Annotated in this window: 19 protein-coding genes; 6 read left to right on the top strand and 13 right to left on the bottom strand. The window is 71.6% G+C overall.

Features of this window, described 5'->3' with window-relative positions:
- On the bottom strand, window positions 1-276 hold the full coding sequence (locus tag ACZ7L9_RS11725; RefSeq protein ID WP_471414510.1) for a hypothetical protein: 276 nt from the start codon (window positions 274-276) through the stop codon (window positions 1-3).
- A 126-nt stretch (window positions 277-402) separates the two neighbouring features.
- On the opposite strand from ACZ7L9_RS11725, the gene ACZ7L9_RS11720 reads away from it, so the two are divergent.
- Entirely contained in the window at window positions 403-1,266 is an 864-nt protein-coding gene (locus ACZ7L9_RS11720) for a DMT family protein (protein ID WP_471414684.1), read from the top strand.
- Window positions 1,267-1,300: 34 nt separating this feature from the next.
- Here ACZ7L9_RS11720 and pdxR read toward each other — a convergent pair whose 3' ends face one another.
- The gene (gene pdxR, locus ACZ7L9_RS11715) at window positions 1,301-2,704 is read right to left on the bottom strand and encodes a MocR-like pyridoxine biosynthesis transcription factor PdxR (RefSeq protein WP_471414509.1); all 1,404 of its coding nucleotides are present in this window, start codon (window positions 2,702-2,704) and stop codon (window positions 1,301-1,303) included.
- A gap of 47 nt (window positions 2,705-2,751) precedes the next feature.
- Between pdxR and ACZ7L9_RS11710 the strand changes: the two genes are divergently transcribed.
- Together ACZ7L9_RS11710 and ACZ7L9_RS11705 are read left to right on the top strand one after the other, a co-directional pair.
- Window positions 2,752-3,264, top strand: a complete 513-nt coding sequence (locus ACZ7L9_RS11710; RefSeq protein WP_471414508.1) for a carboxymuconolactone decarboxylase family protein — start codon at window positions 2,752-2,754, stop codon at window positions 3,262-3,264.
- Window positions 3,265-3,353: 89 nt separating this feature from the next.
- Window positions 3,354-4,091 (top strand): isocitrate lyase/PEP mutase family protein, encoded by a 738-nt coding sequence (locus ACZ7L9_RS11705; protein WP_471414506.1) that lies wholly within the window; start codon window positions 3,354-3,356, stop codon window positions 4,089-4,091.
- Window positions 4,092-4,267: 176 nt separating this feature from the next.
- On the opposite strand, the gene ACZ7L9_RS11700 is transcribed toward ACZ7L9_RS11705, so the two are convergent.
- The 3 genes from ACZ7L9_RS11700 to ACZ7L9_RS11690 all read right to left on the bottom strand — a co-directional run bounded on the left by ACZ7L9_RS11700 (window position 4,268) and on the right by ACZ7L9_RS11690 (window position 7,324).
- Entirely contained in the window at window positions 4,268-5,257 is a 990-nt protein-coding gene (locus tag ACZ7L9_RS11700; protein ID WP_471414505.1) for a malate dehydrogenase, read from the bottom strand.
- 541 nt (window positions 5,258-5,798) lie between these two features.
- Window positions 5,799-6,431 carry a DUF3017 domain-containing protein gene (locus tag ACZ7L9_RS11695; protein WP_471414503.1) on the bottom strand — a complete coding sequence of 211 codons (633 nt, stop codon included), beginning with the start codon at window positions 6,429-6,431 and terminating at the stop codon, window positions 5,799-5,801.
- 29 nt (window positions 6,432-6,460) lie between these two features.
- Entirely contained in the window at window positions 6,461-7,324 is an 864-nt protein-coding gene (locus tag ACZ7L9_RS11690) for a bifunctional methylenetetrahydrofolate dehydrogenase/methenyltetrahydrofolate cyclohydrolase (RefSeq protein ID WP_405685176.1), read from the bottom strand.
- A gap of 236 nt (window positions 7,325-7,560) precedes the next feature.
- On the opposite strand from ACZ7L9_RS11690, the gene ACZ7L9_RS11685 reads away from it, so the two are divergent.
- Window positions 7,561-8,133, top strand: a complete 573-nt coding sequence (locus ACZ7L9_RS11685; protein ID WP_471414501.1) for a hypothetical protein — start codon at window positions 7,561-7,563, stop codon at window positions 8,131-8,133.
- Window positions 8,134-8,289: 156 nt separating this feature from the next.
- Here the strand turns inward: ACZ7L9_RS11685 and purH are convergent, their stop codons facing one another.
- Window positions 8,290-9,843: a bifunctional phosphoribosylaminoimidazolecarboxamide formyltransferase/IMP cyclohydrolase gene (gene purH, locus ACZ7L9_RS11680; RefSeq protein WP_471414499.1), complete on the bottom strand. Its 1,554-nt coding sequence runs from the start codon at window positions 9,841-9,843 to the stop codon at window positions 8,290-8,292.
- Window positions 9,830-10,549, bottom strand: coding sequence for a phosphoribosylglycinamide formyltransferase (gene purN, locus ACZ7L9_RS11675; protein ID WP_471414682.1), 720 nt, complete (start codon window positions 10,547-10,549; stop codon window positions 9,830-9,832). The genes purH and purN overlap by 14 nt, the downstream gene beginning before the upstream one ends.
- Before the next feature lie 278 nt (window positions 10,550-10,827).
- Here purN and ACZ7L9_RS11670 point away from each other — a divergent pair, with 278 nt between their 5' ends.
- Window positions 10,828-11,736: a hypothetical protein gene (locus ACZ7L9_RS11670; protein WP_471414497.1), complete on the top strand. Its 909-nt coding sequence runs from the start codon at window positions 10,828-10,830 to the stop codon at window positions 11,734-11,736.
- Between the two features lie 13 nt (window positions 11,737-11,749).
- On the opposite strand, the gene ACZ7L9_RS11665 is transcribed toward ACZ7L9_RS11670, so the two are convergent.
- Window positions 11,750-13,357 carry a cell division protein PerM gene (locus tag ACZ7L9_RS11665; protein ID WP_471414496.1) on the bottom strand — a complete coding sequence of 536 codons (1,608 nt, stop codon included), beginning with the start codon at window positions 13,355-13,357 and terminating at the stop codon, window positions 11,750-11,752.
- Window positions 13,358-13,482: 125 nt separating this feature from the next.
- Here ACZ7L9_RS11665 and ACZ7L9_RS11660 point away from each other — a divergent pair, with 125 nt between their 5' ends.
- The gene (locus ACZ7L9_RS11660) at window positions 13,483-14,724 is read left to right on the top strand and encodes a SigE family RNA polymerase sigma factor (protein ID WP_471414494.1); all 1,242 of its coding nucleotides are present in this window, start codon (window positions 13,483-13,485) and stop codon (window positions 14,722-14,724) included.
- Between the two features lie 187 nt (window positions 14,725-14,911).
- Here the strand turns inward: ACZ7L9_RS11660 and sucD are convergent, their stop codons facing one another.
- The 5 genes from sucD to ACZ7L9_RS11635 all read right to left on the bottom strand — a co-directional run bounded on the left by sucD (window position 14,912) and on the right by ACZ7L9_RS11635 (window position 22,151).
- Window positions 14,912-15,796: a succinate--CoA ligase subunit alpha gene (sucD, locus tag ACZ7L9_RS11655; RefSeq protein WP_471414491.1), complete on the bottom strand. Its 885-nt coding sequence runs from the start codon at window positions 15,794-15,796 to the stop codon at window positions 14,912-14,914.
- Between the two features lie 21 nt (window positions 15,797-15,817).
- On the bottom strand, window positions 15,818-16,999 hold the full coding sequence (gene sucC, locus ACZ7L9_RS11650; protein WP_471414489.1) for an ADP-forming succinate--CoA ligase subunit beta: 1,182 nt from the start codon (window positions 16,997-16,999) through the stop codon (window positions 15,818-15,820).
- 375 nt (window positions 17,000-17,374) lie between these two features.
- On the bottom strand, window positions 17,375-18,592 hold the full coding sequence (locus ACZ7L9_RS11645; RefSeq protein ID WP_471414488.1) for a VWA domain-containing protein: 1,218 nt from the start codon (window positions 18,590-18,592) through the stop codon (window positions 17,375-17,377).
- A complete protein-coding gene (locus ACZ7L9_RS11640) occupies window positions 18,589-21,042 on the bottom strand; it encodes a DUF5682 family protein (protein ID WP_471414486.1) in 2,454 nt (817 codons plus the stop codon). The genes ACZ7L9_RS11645 and ACZ7L9_RS11640 overlap by 4 nt, the downstream gene beginning before the upstream one ends.
- On the bottom strand, window positions 21,039-22,151 hold the full coding sequence (locus ACZ7L9_RS11635) for an ATP-binding protein (RefSeq protein ID WP_471414484.1): 1,113 nt from the start codon (window positions 22,149-22,151) through the stop codon (window positions 21,039-21,041). The genes ACZ7L9_RS11640 and ACZ7L9_RS11635 overlap by 4 nt, the downstream gene beginning before the upstream one ends.
- Window positions 22,152-22,360 lie beyond the last annotated feature (209 nt).

The raw sequence follows: 22,360 nt of genomic DNA, 5'->3' as shown, positions 1-22,360 counted from the left end.
TCAGCCGCCGCCGGTGCCCGAGCAGCCGAAGCCGCCGCGGTCGACGGCGGACTTGTTGAAGCTGCCGCCCTGCACCTTGCCGTTCTTGCTGGTGCCGCCGTAGTAGTACGAGCCCTTGCCGTTGGAGTTCTTGCACTCGTAGCTCGGCAGCTTGTCCTGGGTGAGCGGGTCGACGCACCGCTTGTCCGGTTCCGAACCGCAGGAGGTGATCATCGCCGCGAGCACCCCCATGCCGCCGAGCACCACCGTGCTCGACCTCAGCCTTCGTGTGGCCATGTTTCCGTCTCCCCCGTCGTACGAATCAAGCCAGTGCGACCACTTGTCAGACTAAAGGGCTGCTGGTTTCGGCGGGAAGCGGGTCCACCGAACGTCCGCAAGTAGAGTCCCTATGTGCTCTTCGGGATGATCTGCGCGCTCGGCGCCGCTGTCTGCTTCGGTACGGCCTCCGTCCTCCAGGCCGTCGCCTCGCGGGCCGCCGCCGAGCCGGGGTCGGGCGCGGGGGTCGATCCCGCGCTGCTGCTGCGCGCACTGCGCGAGTGGCGCTACGTAGCCGGACTCGCCCTCGACGGCTGCGGTTTCGTCCTCCAGATCATCGCGCTGCGGTCCCTGCCGATCTACGTTGTGGGCGCCGCCCTGGCGGCGAGTCTCGCGGTGACGGCGGTCGTCGCCGCCCGGCTTCTCGGCGCGCGGCTGAGCGGCGTCGAGTGGACCGCGGTCGGGGTCGTCTGCGCGGGCCTGGGCATGCTGGGGCTCGCCTCCGGCGGCGAGGGCCACGCGGCGGGTCCGGCGGCCCTGGCCTGGTGGATGCTGGGGATCTCGCTGGGCATTCTGCTGATCGGCGCGGCGGCCGGACGCCTCCCGGAGAAGGCGCGCGCGCTCGTCCTGGGGCTCGGCGCAGGGTGCGGTTTCGGGGTGGTCGAGGTCACCGTCCGGCTGATCGACGACGTGTCCCCGTCGGCGCTGCTCACCAACCCGGCCGTGTACGCGCTGCTGCTGGGCGGCGGTTCGGCGTTCCTGCTGCTCACCTCGGCGCTGCAGCGTGGGTCGGTGACGACGGCGACGGCCGGCATGGTGATCGGCGAGACGATCGGCCCGGCGCTGGTGGGCGTCATCTGGCTCGGAGACCGTACGCGCGCAGGCCTCGGCGGACTGGCGGTCGCCGGTTTCGTGGTGGCGGTGGCGGGTGCCCTGGCCCTGGCCCGGTTCGGCGAGGCCCCGGCGGACACGTCCGAACCGGACAAACCGACGGTCCCGGGAAGGGTTTAGGGTCCTGATCCGCCGGACAGATGCCGGCGCACCGTTACGGCAGCACCCGGCAGAGCGCGTCCAGCGCGCCCGCCCAGGCGCTGTCGGTCGGTGTCCCGTAGCCGATGACCAGTGCGTCGCGCACCGGCGCCGCGTCCGGGTGCCGGAAGCGCGAGAACCCCTCCAGTGCCAGCCCCTGCCAGGCAGCCGCGCGCAGCACCGACGCCTCGCTGCCTTCCGGGAGTTCGAGGACGGCGTGCAGTCCGGCGGCGATACCGGTGATCCGGACATCGGGGGCCCGTTCCGCCAATACCGCGACGAGCTGGTCGCGACGGCGGCGGTAGCGCAGTCGCATCGAGCGCACATGACGGTCGTACGCGCCCGACTCGATGAACTCCGCGAGCGTCAGCTGTTCCAGCGCACTCGACGACCAGTCGCTCAGCCCCTTCGCCTCGGCCACCTCCCCCACCAGGCTCTCCGGCAGTATCATCCACCCCAGCCGCAGTCCCGGCGCCAGCGACTTGCTCGTCGTCCCCAGGTGCACGACGTGTTCGGGGTCGAGGCCCTGGAGCGCGCCGACCGGTTGCCGGTCGTAACGGAACTCGCCGTCGTAGTCGTCCTCCAGGATCAGGCCGCCCGTACCGCGCGCCCAGTCGACCACCGCGGCCCGTCGGTCGGGATGGAGCGGCACCCCCGTCGGGAACTGGTGCGCGGGCGTCATCAGGACCGCGCCCACACCGCGCAGCCCGGCCAGTTCACCCGTCCGGGCCCCGAGTCCGTCGACCGGCAGACAGGGCATGCGCAGCCCGGCGTCCGCGAGCAGCTTCCAGTGCACGTCCAGTCCGTACGATTCGACGGCCACCTCCCGCACCCGCCGCTTGCGCAACACCGTCCCCATCAGCTTCAGCGCCTGCACGAAACCGGCGCAGACCACGATGCGCTCCGGCTCCGCGTACACGCCGCGCGCGCGGGCCAGATACTCGGCGAGTACGGTGCGCAGCTCGATGCGCCCGCGCGGATCCCCGTACCCGAAGGCGTCGTTGGGCGCGGCGGTCAGGGCACGGCGGGCCGCCTTGAGCCAGTCGGCACGCGGGAACGTCGAGAGGTCGGGCGACCCGGCCAGCAGGTTGTGGGTGGGCCGGGCGGGCACCGGCCGGGACCGCACCGTCCTCCTGGCCGCCGGGCGCGGCTCGGCCCGCCGCGCCACCCTGGTACCCGAACCCTGCCGGGCGCTGAGCCAGCCCTCGGCGACCAGCTCCGCGTATGCGTCGGCGACGGTGTTCCGGGCGATGCCGAGGTCCACGGCGAGGCTGCGGGAGGACGGCAGCCGGGTGCCGGGCGCCAGCCGCCCCGTCCGCACGGCCTCGCGCAGCGCGTCCATGAGCCCGGTCCTCAGCCCCACCGAACCCGTCGTGTCCAGATGTAGGTCGGCACCGAAAGTGGCCCAGGAATCTGTCATGAAAGTGGACCATACCGCTGCGCCACCCACCCCGTACCGTCGTACCCATGACGACGAACGAGCACAGCCACCCGACCTCCGAACTCAACCCCGAGCACACCCCGCGTATGCGCTGGGCCGAGCTGGCCCCCGATGTCTACAAGGCCATGGTCCGACTGGACGCGGCATCCCGTAAGGGCCTCGACCCGGTCATCGGGGAGCTGGTGAAGATCCGCTCCTCGCAGCTCAACCACTGCGCGTTCTGCATCGACATGCACACCAAGGACGCACTCGCGGCGGGTGAGTCCGTCGAGCGGATCGTCCAGCTCAGCGCGTGGGAGGAGTCGAAGCACTTCTACACGCCCAAGGAGATCGCGGCCATCGAGCTGACCGAGGCGGTGACCGTGCTGACCGACGGTTTCGTGCCGGACGAGGTGTGGGAGAAGGCCTCCAAGCACTTCGACGAGACCGAGCTCGCCCACCTGATCGCCGCGATCACGACGATCAACGCGTGGAACCGGTTCGCCGTGACCACCCGCATGGTCCCCGGCCACTACAAGCCGGGCGACATCAAGCACTGACCCGGCGACGCCCGCCGCGTCCCGCACCCCGCCCGCCCCTGCTCGCTCTCCTGCCCGTCCTTGTGCCGCACCGCCCCGGGAGCCCCGCGATGACCGCATCCGTCCTCCGTGCCCTGCACCACGACCGCGCCCCCGGCGACCCCCTGGTCCTCCCCGGCCCGTGGGACGCGGCGAGTGCCCGCGCCTTCGCCGAGGCCGGCTTCCGGGCGCTCGCCACACCCAGCGCCGGGGTCGCGGCGTCACTCGGGTACGAGGACGGGGCGACGCCCGCCGCCGAGATGTTCGCGGCCGTCGCCCGCATCGTGCGCGCCGTCCCGGCCGCCGTACCCGTCTCGGCGGACGTCGAGGGGGGTTACGGACTGGCCCCGAAGGAACTCGTGGAGCGGCTCCTGGACACCGGAGCCGTCGGCTGCAATCTGGAGGACTCGGCCGAGGGCACCCTCGTCGACGCCCGGCGGCAGGCGGACCGGCTGGCGGAGGTACGGGCGGTCGCGGGCGACCGGCTCTTCATCAACGCCCGCGTCGACACGTACGTCCACGGCGTGCCCGACGGCATGGACCAGGAGGCGGAGACGGTGCGTCGCGCCCTGCTGTACGTGGCGGCGGGCGCGGACTGCGTCTACCCGATCGCGGCCCCGCCCGAGGCCCTGCCCCGGCTGTCCGTCGCCGTCCCGGCCCCGCTCAACGCCCTGGCCAGGGCCGACGGCCCCACCCCGCGCGAGCTCGGCGGGCTGGGTGCCACCCGGATCACCTTCGGCCCGGGGCTCCAGCGCCGGGCCATGGCGGCCGTACGCGAGATCGCGGCCGAGCTGCGCAGGGGGTTGTGAGCTGCTGCCGGTTCGCTGAGCTGAAGTGCGTCGGATCGGGGCTGTCGAGCGTGTCGATGCCGACCCGTTCGACATGCTCGTCGAGGAACGTCACCTCGTTCGTCCGGGCCGACACAGCCGCCCCCGGCAGCGACTGCTGACGGGGGCGGTGAGGTACGCCTCGTAAGACGTACGGATCAGATCAGGCCGAGCTCACGGACCGCGTCGCGCTCCTCGATGAGCTCCTGCACCGACGCGTCGATGCGCGTACGGGAGAACTCGTTGATGTCCAGGCCCTGGACGATCTCGTACTTGCCGTCCTTCGTGGTGACCGGGAAGGACGAGATGATGCCCTCGGGCACGCCGTAGGAGCCGTCCGACGGGATACCCATGGAGGTCCAGTCACCGGCGGCGGTGCCGTTGACCCAGGTGTGGACGTGGTCGATGGCGGCGTTGGCGGCGGAGGCGGCCGAGGACGCGCCACGGGCCTCGATGATCGCGGCGCCGCGCTTGGCCACGGTCGGGATGAAGGTGTCGGCCAGCCACGCCTCGTCGTTGACGAGCTCGGCGGCGTTCTTGCCGGCGATCTCCGCGTGGAAGACGTCCGGGTACTGGGTCGCCGAGTGGTTGCCCCAGATCGTCAGCTTCTTGATGTCGGAGACGGCGGCACCGGTCTTGGCGGCCAGCTGCGAGATCGCGCGGTTGTGGTCGAGGCGGGTCATCGCGGTGAAGCGGTCGGCCGGTACGTCCGGGGCGGCGGCCTGCGCGATGAGCGCGTTGGTGTTGGCCGGGTTACCGACGACGAGGACCTTGATGTCGTCCGCCGCGTTGTCGTTGATGGCCTTGCCCTGCGGCTTGAAGATGCCGCCGTTGGCGGAGAGCAGGTCGCCGCGCTCCATGCCCTTCGTGCGCGGGCGCGCGCCGACCAGCAGGGCGACGTTGGCGCCGGCGAAGCCGACGTTGGCGTCGTCGGTGATCTCGATGTTGCGCAGCAGCGGGAACGCGCAGTCGTCGAGCTCCATCGCGGTGCCTTCGGCAGCCTTGAGACCCTGCGGGATCTCCAGGAGACGCAGGTTGACCGGCACGTCCGGGCCGAGCAGGTGGCCGGAGGCGATGCGGAAGAGCAGCGCGTAGCCGATCTGGCCGGCTGCGCCGGTGACGGTGACATTCACGGGAGTGCGGGTCATGGCGATCTCCGTTAGACAGCTGGCGGTGGGGGCTCCTGGCCCCTGGTGCTGGGCATCTCTGAATCTTGATGTGAAGAGATATCCAGCGATCAGGCTATCCGACTCGGATCCTCCCGGCGGCCCGGCCCCCTGTGGCACCGCACACAACCCGTCACACAGCGCTCACCCGGCCGAATCACCTCACCCGGGGGGCGGTAGCGCGGCGACGGGGGTGTTTGCGCCGTTGCAGCGGCGGTTGGGGCGTTTGCTCCGATGCCCGGTGCCGGGTGGCCGAGGTGAGCACATCACCGTTGCAAGTGCGATCACGTCGTTGCAGAAGCGATCACACGGTGGCGGAATGGTCACTTCCGTGCCACAGGCCACAGGGTTCCCTTGTACCGGCCTTCGCCGTCCACAAGGCTGATCGCAGGACGAGGGCAAGGCCGCTCACGTCACCACGTTCCGGAGCGGCTGCGTTCCGGTGCCCCGTCCTTCGGTGTCCGTCCCTTCTCGGGGGAGGGGACGGACACCATCCGACCGCGGCGCGGCCGTACGGGCAGCCTCAGCGGATCGTGAAGTGGACCGCGTCCTCCAGGAACGGAATGTCCAGCCACGGCTTGGGCTGCGCCACCAGCGCGAGCATCACGATGAGGAAGCCGAGCAGTCCGTACGTCACCAGGTCGGTGAAGCGGGAACGGACCGCCAGCATGCCCACCGACGGGACGACGATCCGCAGTACGGCGCCCCCGATGAGGGCCACGCCGATCAGCATCGTGCCGATCCTGAAGGCCTCGGCGAACGGGTCGACGGCCACGATCAGCAGCCCGATCCCGGCTGTGCAGAGCACGGCGAGCAGCGGCCACTGCCGGGCCGGGGCGGGCGCGTTCCCGGGCGCGGCCCGGCCACCGCCCTCGGGGCGCGCGGTGTCCCGGGTGAACAACGGGAACCTCCGCGACGGACGTGCGGCCGGGGCGCTGCCGGGACCGGCGTCCGCGGCGGCGTCATCATCGGAAGCCGCTCCCGCCTCGCCGTCGGCTGCCGCGGCCTCGTCCGCCGCACCGTCACCTTCACCGGCGCCCACGCCCGCACGGGCCATGTCCGCCTTCGCGTCCGCGTCCGTTCCCACCTCCGACGGCACCGGAGACGTCCGGTCCGCCGCGGCGGCCGGGTCGTCCGGACTCGTACCAGCACCCATGAGGTTCCTTCCGGATCTGGTCAGCCGACTCAGACGGCGTCGGCCGCGTTGCGCTCGGCCGCCTCGACCACGTTGACGAGCAGCTGGGCGCGGGTCATCGGGCCGACACCGCCCGGGTTCGGGGAGATCCACGCGGCGACCTCGGCGACGCCCGGGTGGACGTCCCCGACGATCTTGCCGTTCTCGTCCCGGCTGACGCCGACGTCGAGCACGGCCGCGCCCGGCTTGACGTCCTCGGGCTTGATGATGTGCGGCACCCCGGCGGCGGCGACGATGATGTCGGCCTGCTTGAGCTGGGCGGAGAGGTCACGCGTACCGGTGTGGCACTGGGTGACGGTGGCGTTCTCGGACTTGCGGGTCAGCAGCAGCGGGATCGAGCGGCCGATGGTGACGCCGCGGCCGACGACCACGACATGCGCGCCATTGATCTCCACGTCGTGGTGGCGCAGCAGCTGGACGACGCCCTGCGGGGTGCAGGGCAGCGGGCCCGTCTCGTTGAGCACGAGCCGGCCGAGGTTCATCGGGTGGAGGCCGTCGGCGTCCTTGGCCGGATCCATCAGTTCCAGGACGCGGTTGGTGTCGATCCCCTTGGGGAGGGGAAGCTGCACGATGTAACCCGTGCACTCCGGGTTGGCGTTGAGCTCCCGTACGACGTCCTCGATCTCCTCCTGGGTGGCGGTGTCGGGGAGTTCGCGCTGGATGGAGCCGATGCCGACCTGCGCGCAGTCGCGGTGCTTGCCGTTCACGTACCACCGGCTGCCCGGGTCGTCCCCGACGAGCAGGGTTCCCAGGCCAGGGGTGACGCCCTGCGCCTTGAGGGCCGCCACGCGGACGGTGAGATCGGACTTGATCGCGGCTGCGGTGGCCTTGCCATCGAGAATCTGGGCAGTCATGCCTCCATACTCGCGGATGACCCCGCCCGCATACCAATTCCGGGTGCCGTGCATGGCCTGCAGATTGCGCTTGCACAACACATTCGGCAATCGGCTGGACAAAAAGCCGATGTCAAGACCACGATGAGCCGCGCAGTACCGCGGACAGTGTCGGGGGGACAGACCGTACTCATTGCGCATGTTTCCTCCGCTCGGACCGCGTCGTCCCCGCACTTTTTCAACGGAGGAATTTCGCCATGAGCTTCGGCGACCCGAACAACCCCTACGGTCAGCAGCAGCAGGGCGGGCAGCCGGGGTACGGCTACCCGCAGCAGTCCCCCCAGGGCGTACCGCAGCAGGGCGGCTACCCCACGGCCCCGCCCATCAACCAGCAGTACGGCTTCCCGGGCGCCCCGGTCGAGATGCCGGGGGGCGTGAAGGCGGCCCGCGTGATGCTCTGGGTCGTCGCCGCCTTCCAGATCATCGGCGCCATCATCGCGTTCGCGGGCATGGGCGCGGTCGAAGACGCCGTCAACAGCTCCGGCTCCACGGCCGACACCGAGACGATCGCCAACTTCGGCAAGGGCGTCCTGGCATTCGTCGCCGTGCTCGCGCTGATCTTCGCCGGGCTCTCGGTCGCGCTGGCGCTCAAGATGAAGACCGGCGGCAACGCCACCCGCGTCTGCGCCATCGTCTACGGCGCCTTCATCTGCTTCGGCGGCATCTTCCAGCTGCCGCTGGGCATCGTCACGATCGCGCTCGGCGTCATGATCATCGTCTTCGTGGCGAAGTCGGACGGTGCCGCCTGGTTCCAGCGACCGCGCGCCTGAGTCGGCCGGCCGCCACGGCCGACTCACCACGCAGCCGCAGAATCACCGAAGGCCGTGACCCGCGCACACGCGCGAGTCACGGCCTTCGGTCCTGCCCGGCGCGGTGGCTGCTGCACACCGCGGGCCGCCGGGGGCTCACCCGGCGCGCCCTCCCCGTCAGTGGAAGAAGTGCCGCGTACCCGTGAAGTACATGGTCACGCCCGCCTTCTTCGCAGCCTCGACGACCAGCTCGTCACGGACCGAACCGCCGGGCTGGGCCACGGCCCTGACGCCGGCCGCGGTCAGGATCTCCAGCCCGTCCGGGAACGGGAAGAACGCGTCGGAGGCGGCGTACGCACCCCGTGCCCGCTCCTCGCCCGCCCGCTCGACGGCCAGCTTCGCGGAGTCGACCCGGTTGACCTGGCCCATGCCGACGCCGACCGAGGCACCGCCCTTGGCGAGCAGGATCGCGTTGGACTTCACCGCGCGGCAGGCCTTCCACGCGAAGGCGAGCTCCTTCAGCTCGTCCGCGGAGAGGGCCTCACCGGTGGCGAGGGTCCAGTTGGCCGGGTCGTCGCCCTCGGCCTGGAGGCGGTCGGTGACCTGGAGCAGCGCGCCGCCGTCGATGGGCTTGACCTCGACCGGGGCGGTCGGCGCGTCGGGGCAGCGCAGCACGCGGATGTTCTTCTTGCGGGCGAGGATCTCGACCGCACCGTCCTCGTACGCCGGGGCGACGATGACCTCGGTGAAGATCTCCGCGACCTGCTCGGCCATGGCGACGGTCACCGGGCGGTTGACGGCGATGACGCCGCCGAAGGCCGACAGCGGGTCGCAGGCGTGCGCGTTGCGGTGCGCCTCGGCGACGTCGTCGGCGATCGCGATGCCGCACGGGTTGGCGTGCTTGATGATCGCGACGCACGGCTCGGCGTGGTCGTACGCGGCCCGGCGCGCGGCGTCGGTGTCCGTGTAGTTGTTGTACGACATCTCCTTGCCGTGCAACTGCTCCGCCTCGGCCAGGCCACCGGCACCGGAGGTGTAGAGCGCGGCGGGCTGGTGCGGGTTCTCGCCGTATCGCAGGACGTTCTTGCGCTCGTACGTGGCACCGAAGAAGTCGGGGAAGCCCGACTCGTCGGCGGCGGCGTAGTCGTCGGCGAACCAGGAGGCCACGGCCACGTCGTACGCGGCGGTGTGCTGGAACGCCTCGGCGGCCAGCCGCTTGCGGGCGGTCAGGTCGAAGCCGCCGGCCTTGACCGCGGCGAGAACGTCGGCGTACCGCTCGGGGCTGGTGACGACGGCCACGGACGGGTGGTTCTTGGCGGCGGCGCGGACCATGGACGGGCCGCCGATGTCGATCTGCTCCACGCACTCGTCGGCGGACGCGCCGGAGGCGACGGTCTCCTTGAACGGGTAGAGGTTCACGACCACCAGGTCGAACGGCTCCACGCCGAGTTCGGCGAGCTGCTCACGGTGGGCGTCCAGACGCAGGTCCGCGAGGATGCCGGCGTGAACGCGCGGGTGCAGCGTCTTGACGCGGCCGTCCAGGCACTCGGGGAAGCCGGTGAGCTCCTCGACCTTGGTGACCGGTACCCCGGCGGCGGCGATCCTCCCGGCGGTGGAGCCGGTGGAGACGAGCTCGACACCCGCCTCGTGCAGACCGCGGGCGAGGTCTTCGAGCCCCGTCTTGTCGTAGACACTGACCAGGGCGCGGCGGATGGGCTTATTCACCGACATGACCGAGATGAACCTTTCGTCCCTCAATGCGATAGCCGTCACGGGCGAGCCGCCCCACGGCCTCGACGAGCAGCTTGCGCTCGACTTCCTTGATGCGTTCGTGGAGAGCGGCTTCGCCCTCCGCCGTGTCCTCTTCGGTCACCTCGACCACGCCCTGCGCGATGATCGGACCGGTGTCGACGCCGTCGTCGACGAAGTGGACGGTGCACCCGGTGACCTTCACGCCGTACGCGAGTGCGTCACGCACCCCGTGGGCACCGGGAAAGCTGGGGAGCAGGGCGGGGTGGGTGTTGATGAACCGGCCGCCGAACCGGGCGAGGAACTCCTTGCCCACGATCTTCATGAACCCCGCGGACACCACGAGGTCCGGACGGTGCTCGGCCGTCGCGGCCTCGAGTGCCGCGTCCCATGCCTCGCGGGTGGCGTAGTCCTTGACCCGGCACACGAAGGTCGGCAGTCCGGCGCGCTCCGCCCGTTCCAGACCGACGATGCCGGAGCGGTCGGCGCCGACCGCGACGATCCGGGCACCGAAGCCCTCGGGGTCGTCACCGATGGCGTCGAGCAGGGCTTGAAGGTTCGTACCCGAGCCGGAAACCAGGACGACCAGACGGGCCGGTGCGGGGGAAGGGGGCGGGGAGGCCACGGCTGGGCCCTTTCTCGCGTGTGAAGCAGAGTGACGCTGATTTGTATGGTCGTACGAAAGAATCGAGCCTCGTGATACGGGGAACTCTACGAACGAGCCGACCGTCAGCAACGATACCGGCACCTCGGGAGACCCCCACGGGACGGGGGTGAGGGGCCGCGGGACGGCTACGGATCGGCCATGGAACGGCTGCGGAATGCGTGGGAGTGTCCGGGGGACGGGTATCGGCCGCCCGGCGCAGCCGCTCCCAGCTTTCGGCCCCTCCTGGGCGGGAGGTAGCGTCAGGGGACAGGGAACCGTCCACAGGGCGGAAATGACGAGATGGGGAAGACGTTCACCAAATGCCGGACCGACGCCGCCGCACCGCCTTCCGCCACCCGCTGCCCGAGCGGACCTCGCTGCTGCTGCGAGAGCACCAGTCCCCTACGGGCCCTTCCGGTTCTTCATCTTCCGGTGCTCCTTCCGATGACAACCCGTTCGCCGCGCCGCCGGAGAACCGGCCCGATCAGCCCTGGCAGCCCCGCCACCCCTCGAACACCGGAAACGGCAACGGAGGGAACGACCAGGGGAACGGAGGCCGGGGCAACGGCGACGGGTCGCCCGAGGGCGGTTCCTCCGATGACCGGCCGGTCTGGGGCAGCCAGTGGAGCACTCGGCAGCCCGGTCGCCAGAGCGGCGGCTTCGGCGGTCGGCCCGGAGGCCCGGGCGGGCCGAACGGCCAGGGCGGCCCCGAGGGCAACCACGGCGGACTGCGCTGGGATCCGACCGACCCCGCCCAGCGGCGCGCCCGCTACGCGCTGCTCTCCGGTATGTGGGCCTTTTTCTTCGCGCTCTTCGACTTCCCGGAGATCGCGCTGCTGCTCGGCGTACTCGCCGTGTACTGGTCGATCAGCTCGCTCCGGGCGAAGCCGAAGGGAGCATCCGCACCGGGCGGCGCCACCAGCGCCCCCGGGGCGGGCGCGGCGTCCGGTGCACCGGCTGCAGGTCCTCTTCAGGGTTCCGGTTCCGGGCATGCCCCCGCGCCCGGCGCACCCGCTCCGGGCTACGGCAGGCCGCAGACCACGGCCGCGGTCAGCGGACTGGTGACCGCGCTGCTCGCGCTCTCGATCGTCGCGACGACGTTCACGGTGCAGCTGGTCTACCGCGACTACTACACCTGCGTGAACGACGCCCTGACCAAGTCCGGCCAACTGGCCTGCAACGACCAGCTGCCGAAGCCGCTGGAACCCTTCTTCGGCGTCAAGAAGTGACTCCTCACGCAATTCACGACGGTCCGGCCTCCTCGGGAGGCCGGACCGTCGTCCGTTCGTGCCAGGGATCGGTCGGCAGGAAGTCGTACAACTCGGAGTCCTCGCTTTTTTCGCCGCCCGCCGCGACGGGTGGGCCCGCGGGGGCGCATACGGGGGTGGGCAGCGTTCCCGGCGTGGACGCCGGCTCGGCCTTCTCGCCCGCTTCCCGGCGCCCGGACCGCGTCCACCGCCGTCGGCCGCCGCCCGTCCGCTGAGGCGCCTGCTCGGGCACCTCCACAGGCGCCGGGACGGCGGGCGCCCCTTCCGCCGCCTCTGCCGACGCCTCCTGCGCCGGGCCCCGCCGCCACCACCGGCGCCGGTCGCCGCCCCGAAGCCGCCAGGCCCGCACCAGGAGCGCCCCGGGGACGCCGAGCAGCGCCGTCCACACCAGGGCCGCCGCACCGGTCAGCCACCACACCGGGCCGAACTCCGCCAGCGCCCGGGTGCCGAGCGGTCCTCCCGCAGCCGCGGCCAGCACCGCCGTACCCACCCCGCATCCCAGCGCCGCCAGCCCGGCCGTCAGCGCGGTCTCCCGCAGGCTCCACGCCTCGTCCCGTCCGGCAAGGGCGGGCGCGGCCCGCCGGACCGTGAACCAGGCGACCGTCACCCCGGCCGCGACCGGCACCGCCGCGGCCGCCCAGTTCGGGGGCGTCCCCGGACCCTGGTCCGGCACCGCGGCGAGCAGCGGGAAGACGGGCAGCGCCGGGCGCCCCGAGAACGCGAGCGGGGTGACCGTGGACGCCGTACCGAGCGCGAAACCCGGCCCGAGTCCGTACGCGGCACCCCACACCGCCGCGTTCGGCACCAGCACCAGCGCGAGCAGCACCACCGAGACCCGGCCCACCCAGTCGCCCGAGAGCTGGACGAACGACTGCTGAGCCGCCGGGGCATGCCAGACCAGTGCCACAGCAACGAGCAGCGCCCCGCCGCCCAGCAGTACCGCCACCCCGGCCGCCGCCGACCGGCACACCGTGTCGGCACGCTCCCTGAACCGGGAACGCGCCAGCTCCTCGTGCAGGCGCACCGGCGCCCAGGACGGCGGCGGCCCGATCGGGCGCCCGGATGCCGTCCAGACCCCGGCTGCCGCCGCACCCGCCACCACAATGGCCGCAGGGAAGAGCAGCGACGGCGCGTGCACGGACAGCGAACCGCCCTGCGCGTAGAGCGCGACAGCGGCCCCGACCAGCAGATATCCGCCGGCGACCAGGGCGAACGCGGCCGCCGCCGAGGGCGCCGGACGCCCCTCGTCCGGCTCCAGGGCATCCCGGGCCGCGCGGTGCACCAGCCACACCGGCGCGACGGTGAGCAGCAGCGGAACGAGGCCGACCGGAGCGGGGGCTCCGCCGAGCGTGTCGGTCCTGATCAGCTCGGCACCATGGGCGAGCAGCCAGAGCCCGGCCGCCGCGTGGAGGGCGCCGCCGGGGCCGTCGTCGGGGGCCGGAGAGCTGATCCACAGCACCATGACGAGCACGGCGAGTGCGCCCAGCCCCAGCCCGGCCGCGAGAACCCCACGCAGGAAGGTGAAGACCAGCATGGCGGACCGGCCCTGCTCTGCCGACAACGACGGGCTTCCTTCGGTCACTTGGGTCACCCCGTCATGCTCCCAACGACACGCGCCTATTTCGTGTAACAGGCGAACAGCCGCTGTGTCGCTCAATATACGTTTATGTACTTTTTTGCCCAGTGCAGGTCCACGGGGGTTCATTCATGACGCAGAGCTCGACCGATGTGGCCGCCGTCCCGCCGCTTCCTTCCCCCAAGGAGCGCCGCAGACTGCGGGAGGCGAAGTCGCTCCGGGAGACGGGTCGCACCACGCCCCGGGGGCGAAAGGGTGGGGTCTGTGCCAGGCTGATCAGCGGCGTCCGGACGGGCCCGCAGGCCACGCCTCCGAGCGTCCGGACCAAGTCCACCGCCTCGAGCACCCGGTCGAGGGCCGCCGTCGAGCCGGCGGCCCGTCCGCCGACCCCCGTCGAAGCCATCGGGAGCTCCCCCATGGCCCCGACCGCGCCCGGCACCACCCCCGATCCACCCGGCACCCCCGACGCATCCGGCGTGGGTCGAGCACCTGAGGCGACAGCGCCGGCGGTTGAGGCAGCGGTCGAGACAGAGGCAGCGGCGGCAGCAGAAGCAGCGGCGGCAGTCGAGGATTTCGATGCCTTGTACAAGCACTGCGCTGCCACCCTTTTCCGGCAGACGTTTCTGCTGACCGGGCGCCGGAGCCTCTCCCAGGAGTCCATCGCGCGGGCCTTCGCGCTGGCCTGGGACCGCTGGCCCGAGGTCGCGGCGGACCGGGATCCGGTGGGGTGGGTGCGGGCGGCTGCGTACGAGTACGCGCTGTCGCCCTGGCACCGGCTGCGCCGCACGCACCGCGAACTCGACCCGCCACCCGCCGAACCCGTTGCGCGCGCGCTGCTCGACGCGCTGCTCGATCTGCCGCCGTCGTACCGCCGCACCCTGCTGCTCTACGACGGTGTCGGCCTGGACCTGCCGGAGACCGCGGCGGAGACGGAGGCCAGCACTCCGGCGACGGCGAGCAGGCTGATGAACGCCCGTGCCGCGGTCGCCGAGCGGCTGCCCGAGCCGGCGGAACCGCCGTCCGCCGCCGAGCAGTCGGCACTCCTGCATCAACAGCTCCGCGCACTCGCCGACACCCAGGCCCCCGCCTCGCTCCCCTCGCCCGACGTGATCCGTACGGACAGCGAGCGCCGGGCCCAGCTGTGGACCAGGGCGGTCACCTCCTTCGCGATACTGCTCATCGGGATGACGTGGTTCACCCTGGCGACGGCTGCGACGCGGCACGAGGCCCCGGAGTCACCCGCTCAGCAGGTCGAGGGGGTGCCGCCGCAAAGTGGCCCGCAGAAGCTGACGCCGCAGGAGCTGAAACTGCGGAAGCAGCTGCACGGCGAGCTCGTACAGGGCCCGGCCCGGCTGCTCCCCCACCCCGGCTGAACGCGAGCGGGAACCGGCTGACGGACAAAGCCACGGCGGGAGGCACGGATGGGGGGCCTCGGCGCGGACGGAGCTGCGGCCGCGCAGAAAGAAACGGCGCGGGCCCGTATCCCTGACCGGGGTACGGGCCCGCGCCGTCTGTGCGGGTGACGCGATACTGCGGTACTGCTCAGACGCGGTGAAGCGATCAGGCGCCGAGGATCTCGCGTGCCAGCTTGGCGGTCTCGGTCGGCGTCTTGCCGACCTTGACGCCGGCGGCCTCCAGGGCCTCCTTCTTCGCCTGCGCGGTGCCGGAGGAGCCGGAGACGATGGCGCCGGCGTGGCCCATGGTCTTGCCCTCGGGGGCGGTGAAGCCCGCGACGTAACCGACGACCGGCTTGGTGACGTTCTTCGCGATGAAGTCGGCCGCACGCTCCTCGGCGTCGCCGCCGATCTCGCCGATCATCACGATGAGGTCGGTCTCGGGGTCGGCCTCGAACGCCGCGAGGGCGTCGATGTGCGTCGTACCGATGACCGGGTCGCCACCGATGCCGACGGCGGAGGAGAAGCCGATGTCACGGAGCTCGTACATCATCTGGTAGGTCAGCGTGCCGGACTTGGACACGAGACCGATGCGGCCGGGCTTGGTGATGTCGCCCGGGATGATGCCCGCGTTGGACTGACCAGGGGTGATCAGGCCGGGGCAGTTCGGGCCGATGATCCGGGTCTTGTTGCCCTTCGAGCCCGCGTACGCCCAGAAGGCGGCGGAGTCGTGGACGGCGATGCCCTCGGTGATCACGACGGCCAGCGGGATCTCGGCGTCGATCGCCTCGACGACGGCGGCCTTGGCGAAGGCCGGCGGCACGAAGAGAACCGACACGTTCGCGCCGGTCTTCTCCATCGCCTCGGCGACGCTCCCGAAGACGGGAACCTCGGTGCCGTCGAAGTCGACGGACGTGCCGGCCTTGCGCGGGTTCACGCCGCCGACGATGTTGGTGCCGTCGGCGAGCATGAGCTTGGTGTGCTTCATGCCGGTGGCACCGGTCATCCCCTGGACGATGACCTTGCTGTCCTTGGTGAGGAAGATTGCCATGGTGTTGGAGTCCCTCGTCCTTTACTTCGCAGCCGCGGCGAGCTCGGCGGCCTTGTCGGCCGCGCCGTCCATGGTGTCCACACGCTGCACCAGCGGGTGGTTGGCGTCGGAAAGGATCTTGCGACCCAGCTCCGCGTTGTTGCCGTCGAGGCGCACGACCAGCGGCTTGGTGACTTCCTCGCCCTTGCTCTTGAGCAGCGCGAGCGCCTGGACGATGCCGTTGGCGACCTCGTCGCACGCGGTGATGCCACCGAAGACGTTGACGAAGACGGACTTGACGTCCGGGTCGCCGAGGATGATCTCCAGGCCGTTCGCCATGACCTCGGCGGAGGCGCCGCCACCGATGTCGAGGAAGTTGGCGGGCTTCACATTGCCGTGGTTCTCACCGGCGTACGCGACGACGTCCAGCGTCGACATGACCAGACCGGCACCGTTACCGATGATGCCGACCTCGCCGTCGAGCTTGACGTAGTTGAGGTTCTTGGCCTTGGCGGCAGCCTCGAGCGGGTTGGCTGCGGCCTTGTCCTCGAGCGCCTCGTGCTCGGGCTGACGGAAGTCGGCGTTCTCGTCGAGAGACACCTTGCCGTCCAGCGCCAGGACGTCGCCGGAGGCGACCTTGGCGAGCGGGTTGACCTCGACGAGGAGTGCGTCCTCGGCGACGAAGGTCTTCCACAGCGTCACCATGACCTCGGCGACCTTCTCGGCCACCTCGGCCGGGAACTTCGCCTGGGCGACGATCTCACGGGCCTTCTCGATCGTGACACCGGTGTTGGAGTCGACCGGGACCTTCGCAAGGGCCTCGGGGGTCTTCTCCGCGACCTCCTCGATGTCCATGCCGCCCTGCACCGAGGCCATGGCCAGGAAGGTGCGGTTGGTGCGGTCGAGGAGGTACGAGACGTAGTACTCCTCAAGAATCTCCGGCGCGGTCTCGGCGATCATCACCTTGTGGACCGTGTGGCCCTTGATGTCCATGCCGAGAATGTCGGTCGCGCGGGCGACCGCCTCGTCGGGGGTGGCGGCCAGCTTGACACCGCCGGCCTTGCCGCGGCCGCCGACCTTCACCTGCGCCTTGACGACCGACTTGCCGCCCAGCCGCTCGGTCGCCTCGCGGGCTGCCTCAGGCGTGTCGATGACTTCACCGGCCAGCACCGGTACACCGTGCTTGGCGAAGAGGTCCCTCGCCTGGTACTCGAACAGGTCCACGCGCGTCCGTCCCTTAATCAATGGTCTCGCGGTTCGTTTTCTGCGTGGGCGTGCCGCGAGGGGCAATGTGACTGCTCTGTCACTAGGAAGGCGCACAGGGTGACCCGGGGTACGCGGCATGTCCATCTCGCAGGTTATCCCCGCGCTCCGCATGACCCTAAATCGCAGGTCACACCTGAGCGGTGATTACGGTCACAGACCGGGCCGGTTACCGGGTCGCAGTGGACAACTCCGCACGGCCGTGGTCTACGGGGACGGCCCCCTGAACAGGCCGGGAACACGCTCGTCGCGAGCCCCTGCGAGCTTCCCCACCGCCCCGAGTCCGCTGCTGATGCGAGGTTCCCCGGCGGCGCGAGCCCCCTTCCCCGATGGGGCTCACCGCTGGGCCTCCTTGTCCGGTACGGGGAGCGGCCTCTTCTCGATCGCTGCGGCCATCACCTCCGGGAAGAGATCCGGTGTGCATGCGAACGCCGGTGCGCCCAGGGCCCCGAGGGCCGCCGCATGGTCGCGGTCATAGGCGGGCGCACCCTCGTCGGACAGGGCGAGCAGCGTCACGAACTGCACACCGGAGGCCTTCATCGCGGCGACCCGCTTCAGCATCTCGTTGCGTATGCCGCCCTCGTACAGGTCGCTGATGAGCACGACGACGGTGTCGGCCGGGCGGGTAATCCTCGACTGGCAGTAGGCAAGGGCACGGTTGATGTCCGTCCCGCCGCCGAGCTGGGTACCGAAGAGGACGTCGACGGGGTCGTCGAGCTGGTCGGTGAGGTCGACCACGGCCGTGTCGAAGACGACGAGTCTGGTCCGCAGGGTGCGCATGGAGGCGAGCACCGCGCCGAAGACGGAGGCACAGACGACGGAGGCGGCCATCGATCCCGACTGGTCGATGCAGAGGATGACGTCCTTCTTCACGGACTGCGCGGCCCTCCCGTAGCCGATGAGCCGCTCGGGGACGACGGTGCCGTACTCCGGGAGGTAGTTCTTGAGGTTGGCCCGGATGGTGCGGTTCCAGTCGATGTCGTGGTGGCGGGGCCGGTTGATCTTCGCCGAGCGGTCCAGCGCGCCGGTGAGGGTGGCCCGGGTGCGGGTGGCGAGCCGCTTCTCCAGATCGTCGACGACCTTGCGCACGACCGCTCTCGCGGTCTCCTTCGTCGTCTCGGGCATGGCTTTGTTGAGCGAGAGGAGCGTTCCGACGAGATGGACGTCCGCCTCGACGGCCTCGAGCATCTCCGGTTCGAGGAGGAGGGCGGAGAGGCCGAGCCGGTCGATCGCGTCACGCTGCATGACCTGGACGACAGAGCTGGGGAAGTACGTACGGATGTCGCCGAGCCAGCGGGCCACGGAGGGGGCGGAGGCTCCGAGTCCGGCCGAGCGGTTGTTCCCGCCCCGGCCTCCGGGGCGGCCTCCGCCGCCGTAGAGCGCGTTCAGCGCCACGTCCATCGCGGCGTCGCGTCCGGTGAGGGTGCAGCCGGTGCTCTCCGCGCTGTCCCCGCCCAGGACCAGCCGCCACCGGCGCAGCCGTTCGTCGTTGGCCGGGCCGGGCGGTGAGCCGTGAGCCGGGTGCGGCGTCTGGTCGGCCGTGTTCGTGGTCATCCCGTTGCCCCCAGCGGTTCCTTGACGTTCTCGGCACGGTCGCCCGGGCTGACGCCTCCCGGGGCCGGATCCATGTCGGTGTGCGCGTCGGTGTCCAGACCGAGCAGGAGGCGCAGTACCGGTACCACCGCGTCGGCCCGGGCCCCGTCGAGTCCGGGGCCGAAGCCGGGTGCCGCGGCCGCGGTGCCGTCGGCGCCGGCGGCCGGTCCCCCGGCGGCCGGACCGCGCCGTACGAGCTCGCCCAGCGTGCGCCGTACGCCTGCTTCGTACACCGAGAAGGTGCGGCGCAGCAGGGGCAGCACATCGGCGAAGGTGTCGGCGGGAACGCCGGTGAGCCAGGCGTCGACCAGGCCGAGCAGCCGCTCGTCGTGGACGAGGAGCATGCCGCCCCCGGCTGCTCCGCCGACGAACCCCTCGATCCAGGCAGCGGCGTCGGCCGGGGGAGTGCCGGGTGAGAGGGCCAGGCCCATCAGCCGTGCCGCTTCGTCCTCCGCGAGCCGTCCGTCGTCGAGCAGCAGACGGGCCGCGCGGCCCCGGATGACGCCCGCTACCGTGTCCCGGGCGGCGAGCTTGTGCAGTACGGCGGTCCAGCGCTCGCGCAGCCCGTGCCCGTCGGCGTCCGTCCGAACGGCCCCGCTGAGCAGGCCGATCGCGGTGTGGACCCCGTCCACCCGGCGGCGGAGTTCGGCGGCGCCGTCGGCGTCGAGTCCGGTGCACGCGGGTGGCAGTCCGACGCAGATCCGCTCGGCGAGCCCGGCCGCGACCCCGCCGAGCGCCGCGGTGTCCGTGGACCGCACGTCGCCGTAGCGCAGGGTGCGGGCCAATGCGGGCAGGGCGTCGGCGAGATGGCCGACGTCGGCGTCGAGGGCCGCACGGTCCGTGAGGGCCTTCATGACGACGGGCAGCGCGTCGGGCAGTTCCGCGAGGAGGCAGTGCTCGGCCAGCGCGGTGACCTCGGCGAGCCCGGCCGCCGCGGTCGCCCGGAACTCGGCCTTGGCGGTCGCCGCGGAGAGCACGGTGGTGCCCCATGTCCCGGCCTCCGCGACCTGTACGTACAGCTCGGGTTCCCAGCGCAGCCGCCAGCTCTCCCGGAAGGTGCCGGTGCTCGCCCGGCCGGTCGCGGGCTCGCCCCAGCCGACGGCCAGGATCCGCAGCCGGTGGAGCAGCCGGCTGCGGGCCGCATCGGTGTCCTTGCGCAGGTCGAGCTCCAACTCCCGCTCCAGCGCCTCCGGTTTGAGCCGGAGCGTGCGCTGCTGTCGGGTGAGGTCGCGTTGCAGGGGTACGGCGGGGGCGGTGTCCGGCACTTCACCGAGTGTCTCGCCGACGATCAGCCGGTCCCGTACGAGCGCGAGCGGCACATCGGAGCCTTCGCACATCACGGCCCTGATCGCGTCGGTCGTCTCGCTCAGCCCGGCGAGCGGGCGGCCGCGCATGGCGGCCAGGGTCTCGGCGAGCCGGACGGCCTCGATGACGTGGGCCGACGAGACGAACCGGTCCTCGTCGCGCAGGAGTCCGGCGACCTTGGTCATCCACCGCTCGATCGGGTGGTCGACGGCCTCGAAGAGGTGCCCGTACCAGCCGGGCGAGTCGATGCCCGCCCCGTAACCGCTGTGCCGGGCGAGTCGGCGGTGCGACCAGGGCACCCAGGTCAGCTCGGTCTTGACCTTGGGGAGCCCTTTGAGCAGGGCCCGGTCGGCGGCGAGCGTGGCCCTCGTGGCGAGCGCGGGCACGTGCCAGGCGCCGCAGACGACGGCGATGTCGTCGCCGAACTCCTTTGCCGCCTTGCGCAGTTGGATGCGCATATACGCCTCACGGACGGTGTCCCGGGGATGGCCGTCGTCGCCGTACACCTCGCGCAGGGCGGTCATGGCCTCGGCGAGCACGGCGAACGGCGCCCGCGGGTCGGCGGCCTCGCCGTCCTGGGTGCGGTGTTCGACGACGTCCTCCCACCAGGCCTCCGGGTCGTCGTAGCCCGCCGTCTCGGCAAGTACGCCGATGGGGTCGACCGGGGCGTGCGCGGGCGAACCCCCTGCGAGCGTCCCCGAGTCCCCGTCCCCGTCCCCGTTCCCGTCCTGGCCGTCCTGGCCGTCCTGGCGTTCCGCTGCCCGTGTCATGGCCAGCGAGTTCGCCGCGGGCAGGTCGATGAAACGGACCGGCACGTCGTGAGCCAGGGCCCAGCGGATCGCGACCCATTCCGGGGAGAACGCGGCCAGCGGCCAGAACGCCGCCTGCCCCGGGTCGTCCACGGCGTGGGCGAGCAGCGCGACCGGCGGGCGCATCCGCTCGTCGGCAGCCAGCGGAAGGAGCGCGTCACCCTCCGGGGGCCCCTCGATGAGCACGGCCCGCGGGCGGGCGGCATCCAGGGCCGCACGGACGGCTCGGGCCGAGCCCGGCCCGTGGTGCCGCACCCCCAGCAGCAGCGGCCCGCCGGGCGGCGTGGCCCGGGTCATGCGGATACCTCGCGGCAGGCGCGGTAGAAGTCCTTCCACCCGTCCCGCTCCCGGACGACGGTCTCCACGTACTCCTGCCAGACCACCCGGTCGGCCGCGGGGTCGCGGACGACCGCGCCGAGGATTCCGGCCGCCACGTCACCGGGGCGCAGCACGCCGTCCCCGAAGTGCGCGGCCAGCGCCAGGCCGTTGGTGACGACGGAGATCGCCTCGGCCGTCGACAACGTCCCCGAGGGGGACTTGAGTTTGGTGCGGCCGTCGGTGGTGACGCCGTCGCGCAGTTCACGGAAGACGGTGACGACGCGCCGGATCTCGGCCAGGCCGTCGGGTGCGGCCGGGAGGTCGAGCGAGCGCCCGATCTGGTCGACGCGCCGGGAGACGATGTCGACCTCGGCATCGGGGGTTTCCGGCAGCGGCAGCACGACGGTGTTGAACCGGCGGCGCAGCGCGCTGGACAACTCGTTGACGCCGCGGTCGCGGTCGTTGGCGGTGGCGATGACGTTGAAACCGCGGACCGCCTGGACCTCCTGCCCCAGTTCGGGGACGGGGAGCGTCTTCTCCGACAGGATCGTGATGAGCGAGTCCTGCACATCGGCGGGAATACGGGTGAGTTCCTCGATCCGCGCGGTCATGCCGCCGGACATGGCGCGCATGAGCGGGCTGGGCACCAGGGCGTCGCGGCTGGGCCCGTGCGCGAGCAGCTGGGCGTAGTTCCACCCGTAACGGATGGCTTCCTCCGGGGTGCCGGCCGTGCCTTGGACGAGCAGTGTCGAGTCACCGCTGACGGCGGCCGCGAGGTGCTCGGACACCCAGGTCTTGGCGGTGCCGGGGACGCCGAGGAGCAGCAGGGCACGGTCGGTGGCGAGTGTGGTCACGGCGACTTCGACGAGGCGGCGCGGGCCGACGTACTTGGGCGTGATCAACGTGCCGTCCGGCAGTGTGCCGCCGAGCAGGTAGGTGGCGACGGCCCACGGGGACAGCTGCCAACGGGTGGGCCGCGGGCGGTCGTCGGCCGCGGCGAGGGCCTTCAGCTCATGGGCGAAGGCGTCCTCGGCATGCGGGCGCAGGGCCTGAACGCCATCGGTGGCGGTGGTTTCGGACACGGTCATGGATCCCCCTCCAGATCGGTCGACCTGATGTGGTTCCCACCGTGCACCATGGCACTGACAATCGGCCCCGACCGCGGGTCGGGGCCGATCCGGCCGCTACGGACCGGGAGTTCGGCCGGCCACCGGCGGGACGGCGACACAGCCACCCGCGGTGACGAGGCCCTCACCCTTGGCCTTCTTGATGGTCAGGAGCCCGCAGGGAATCGCAA

It is taken from the genome of Streptomyces sp. NPDC111516, from assembly GCF_055635345.1.
Note: the sequence above shows the minus strand (reverse complement) of the source record. Positions and strands in the feature narration are given on the sequence as shown.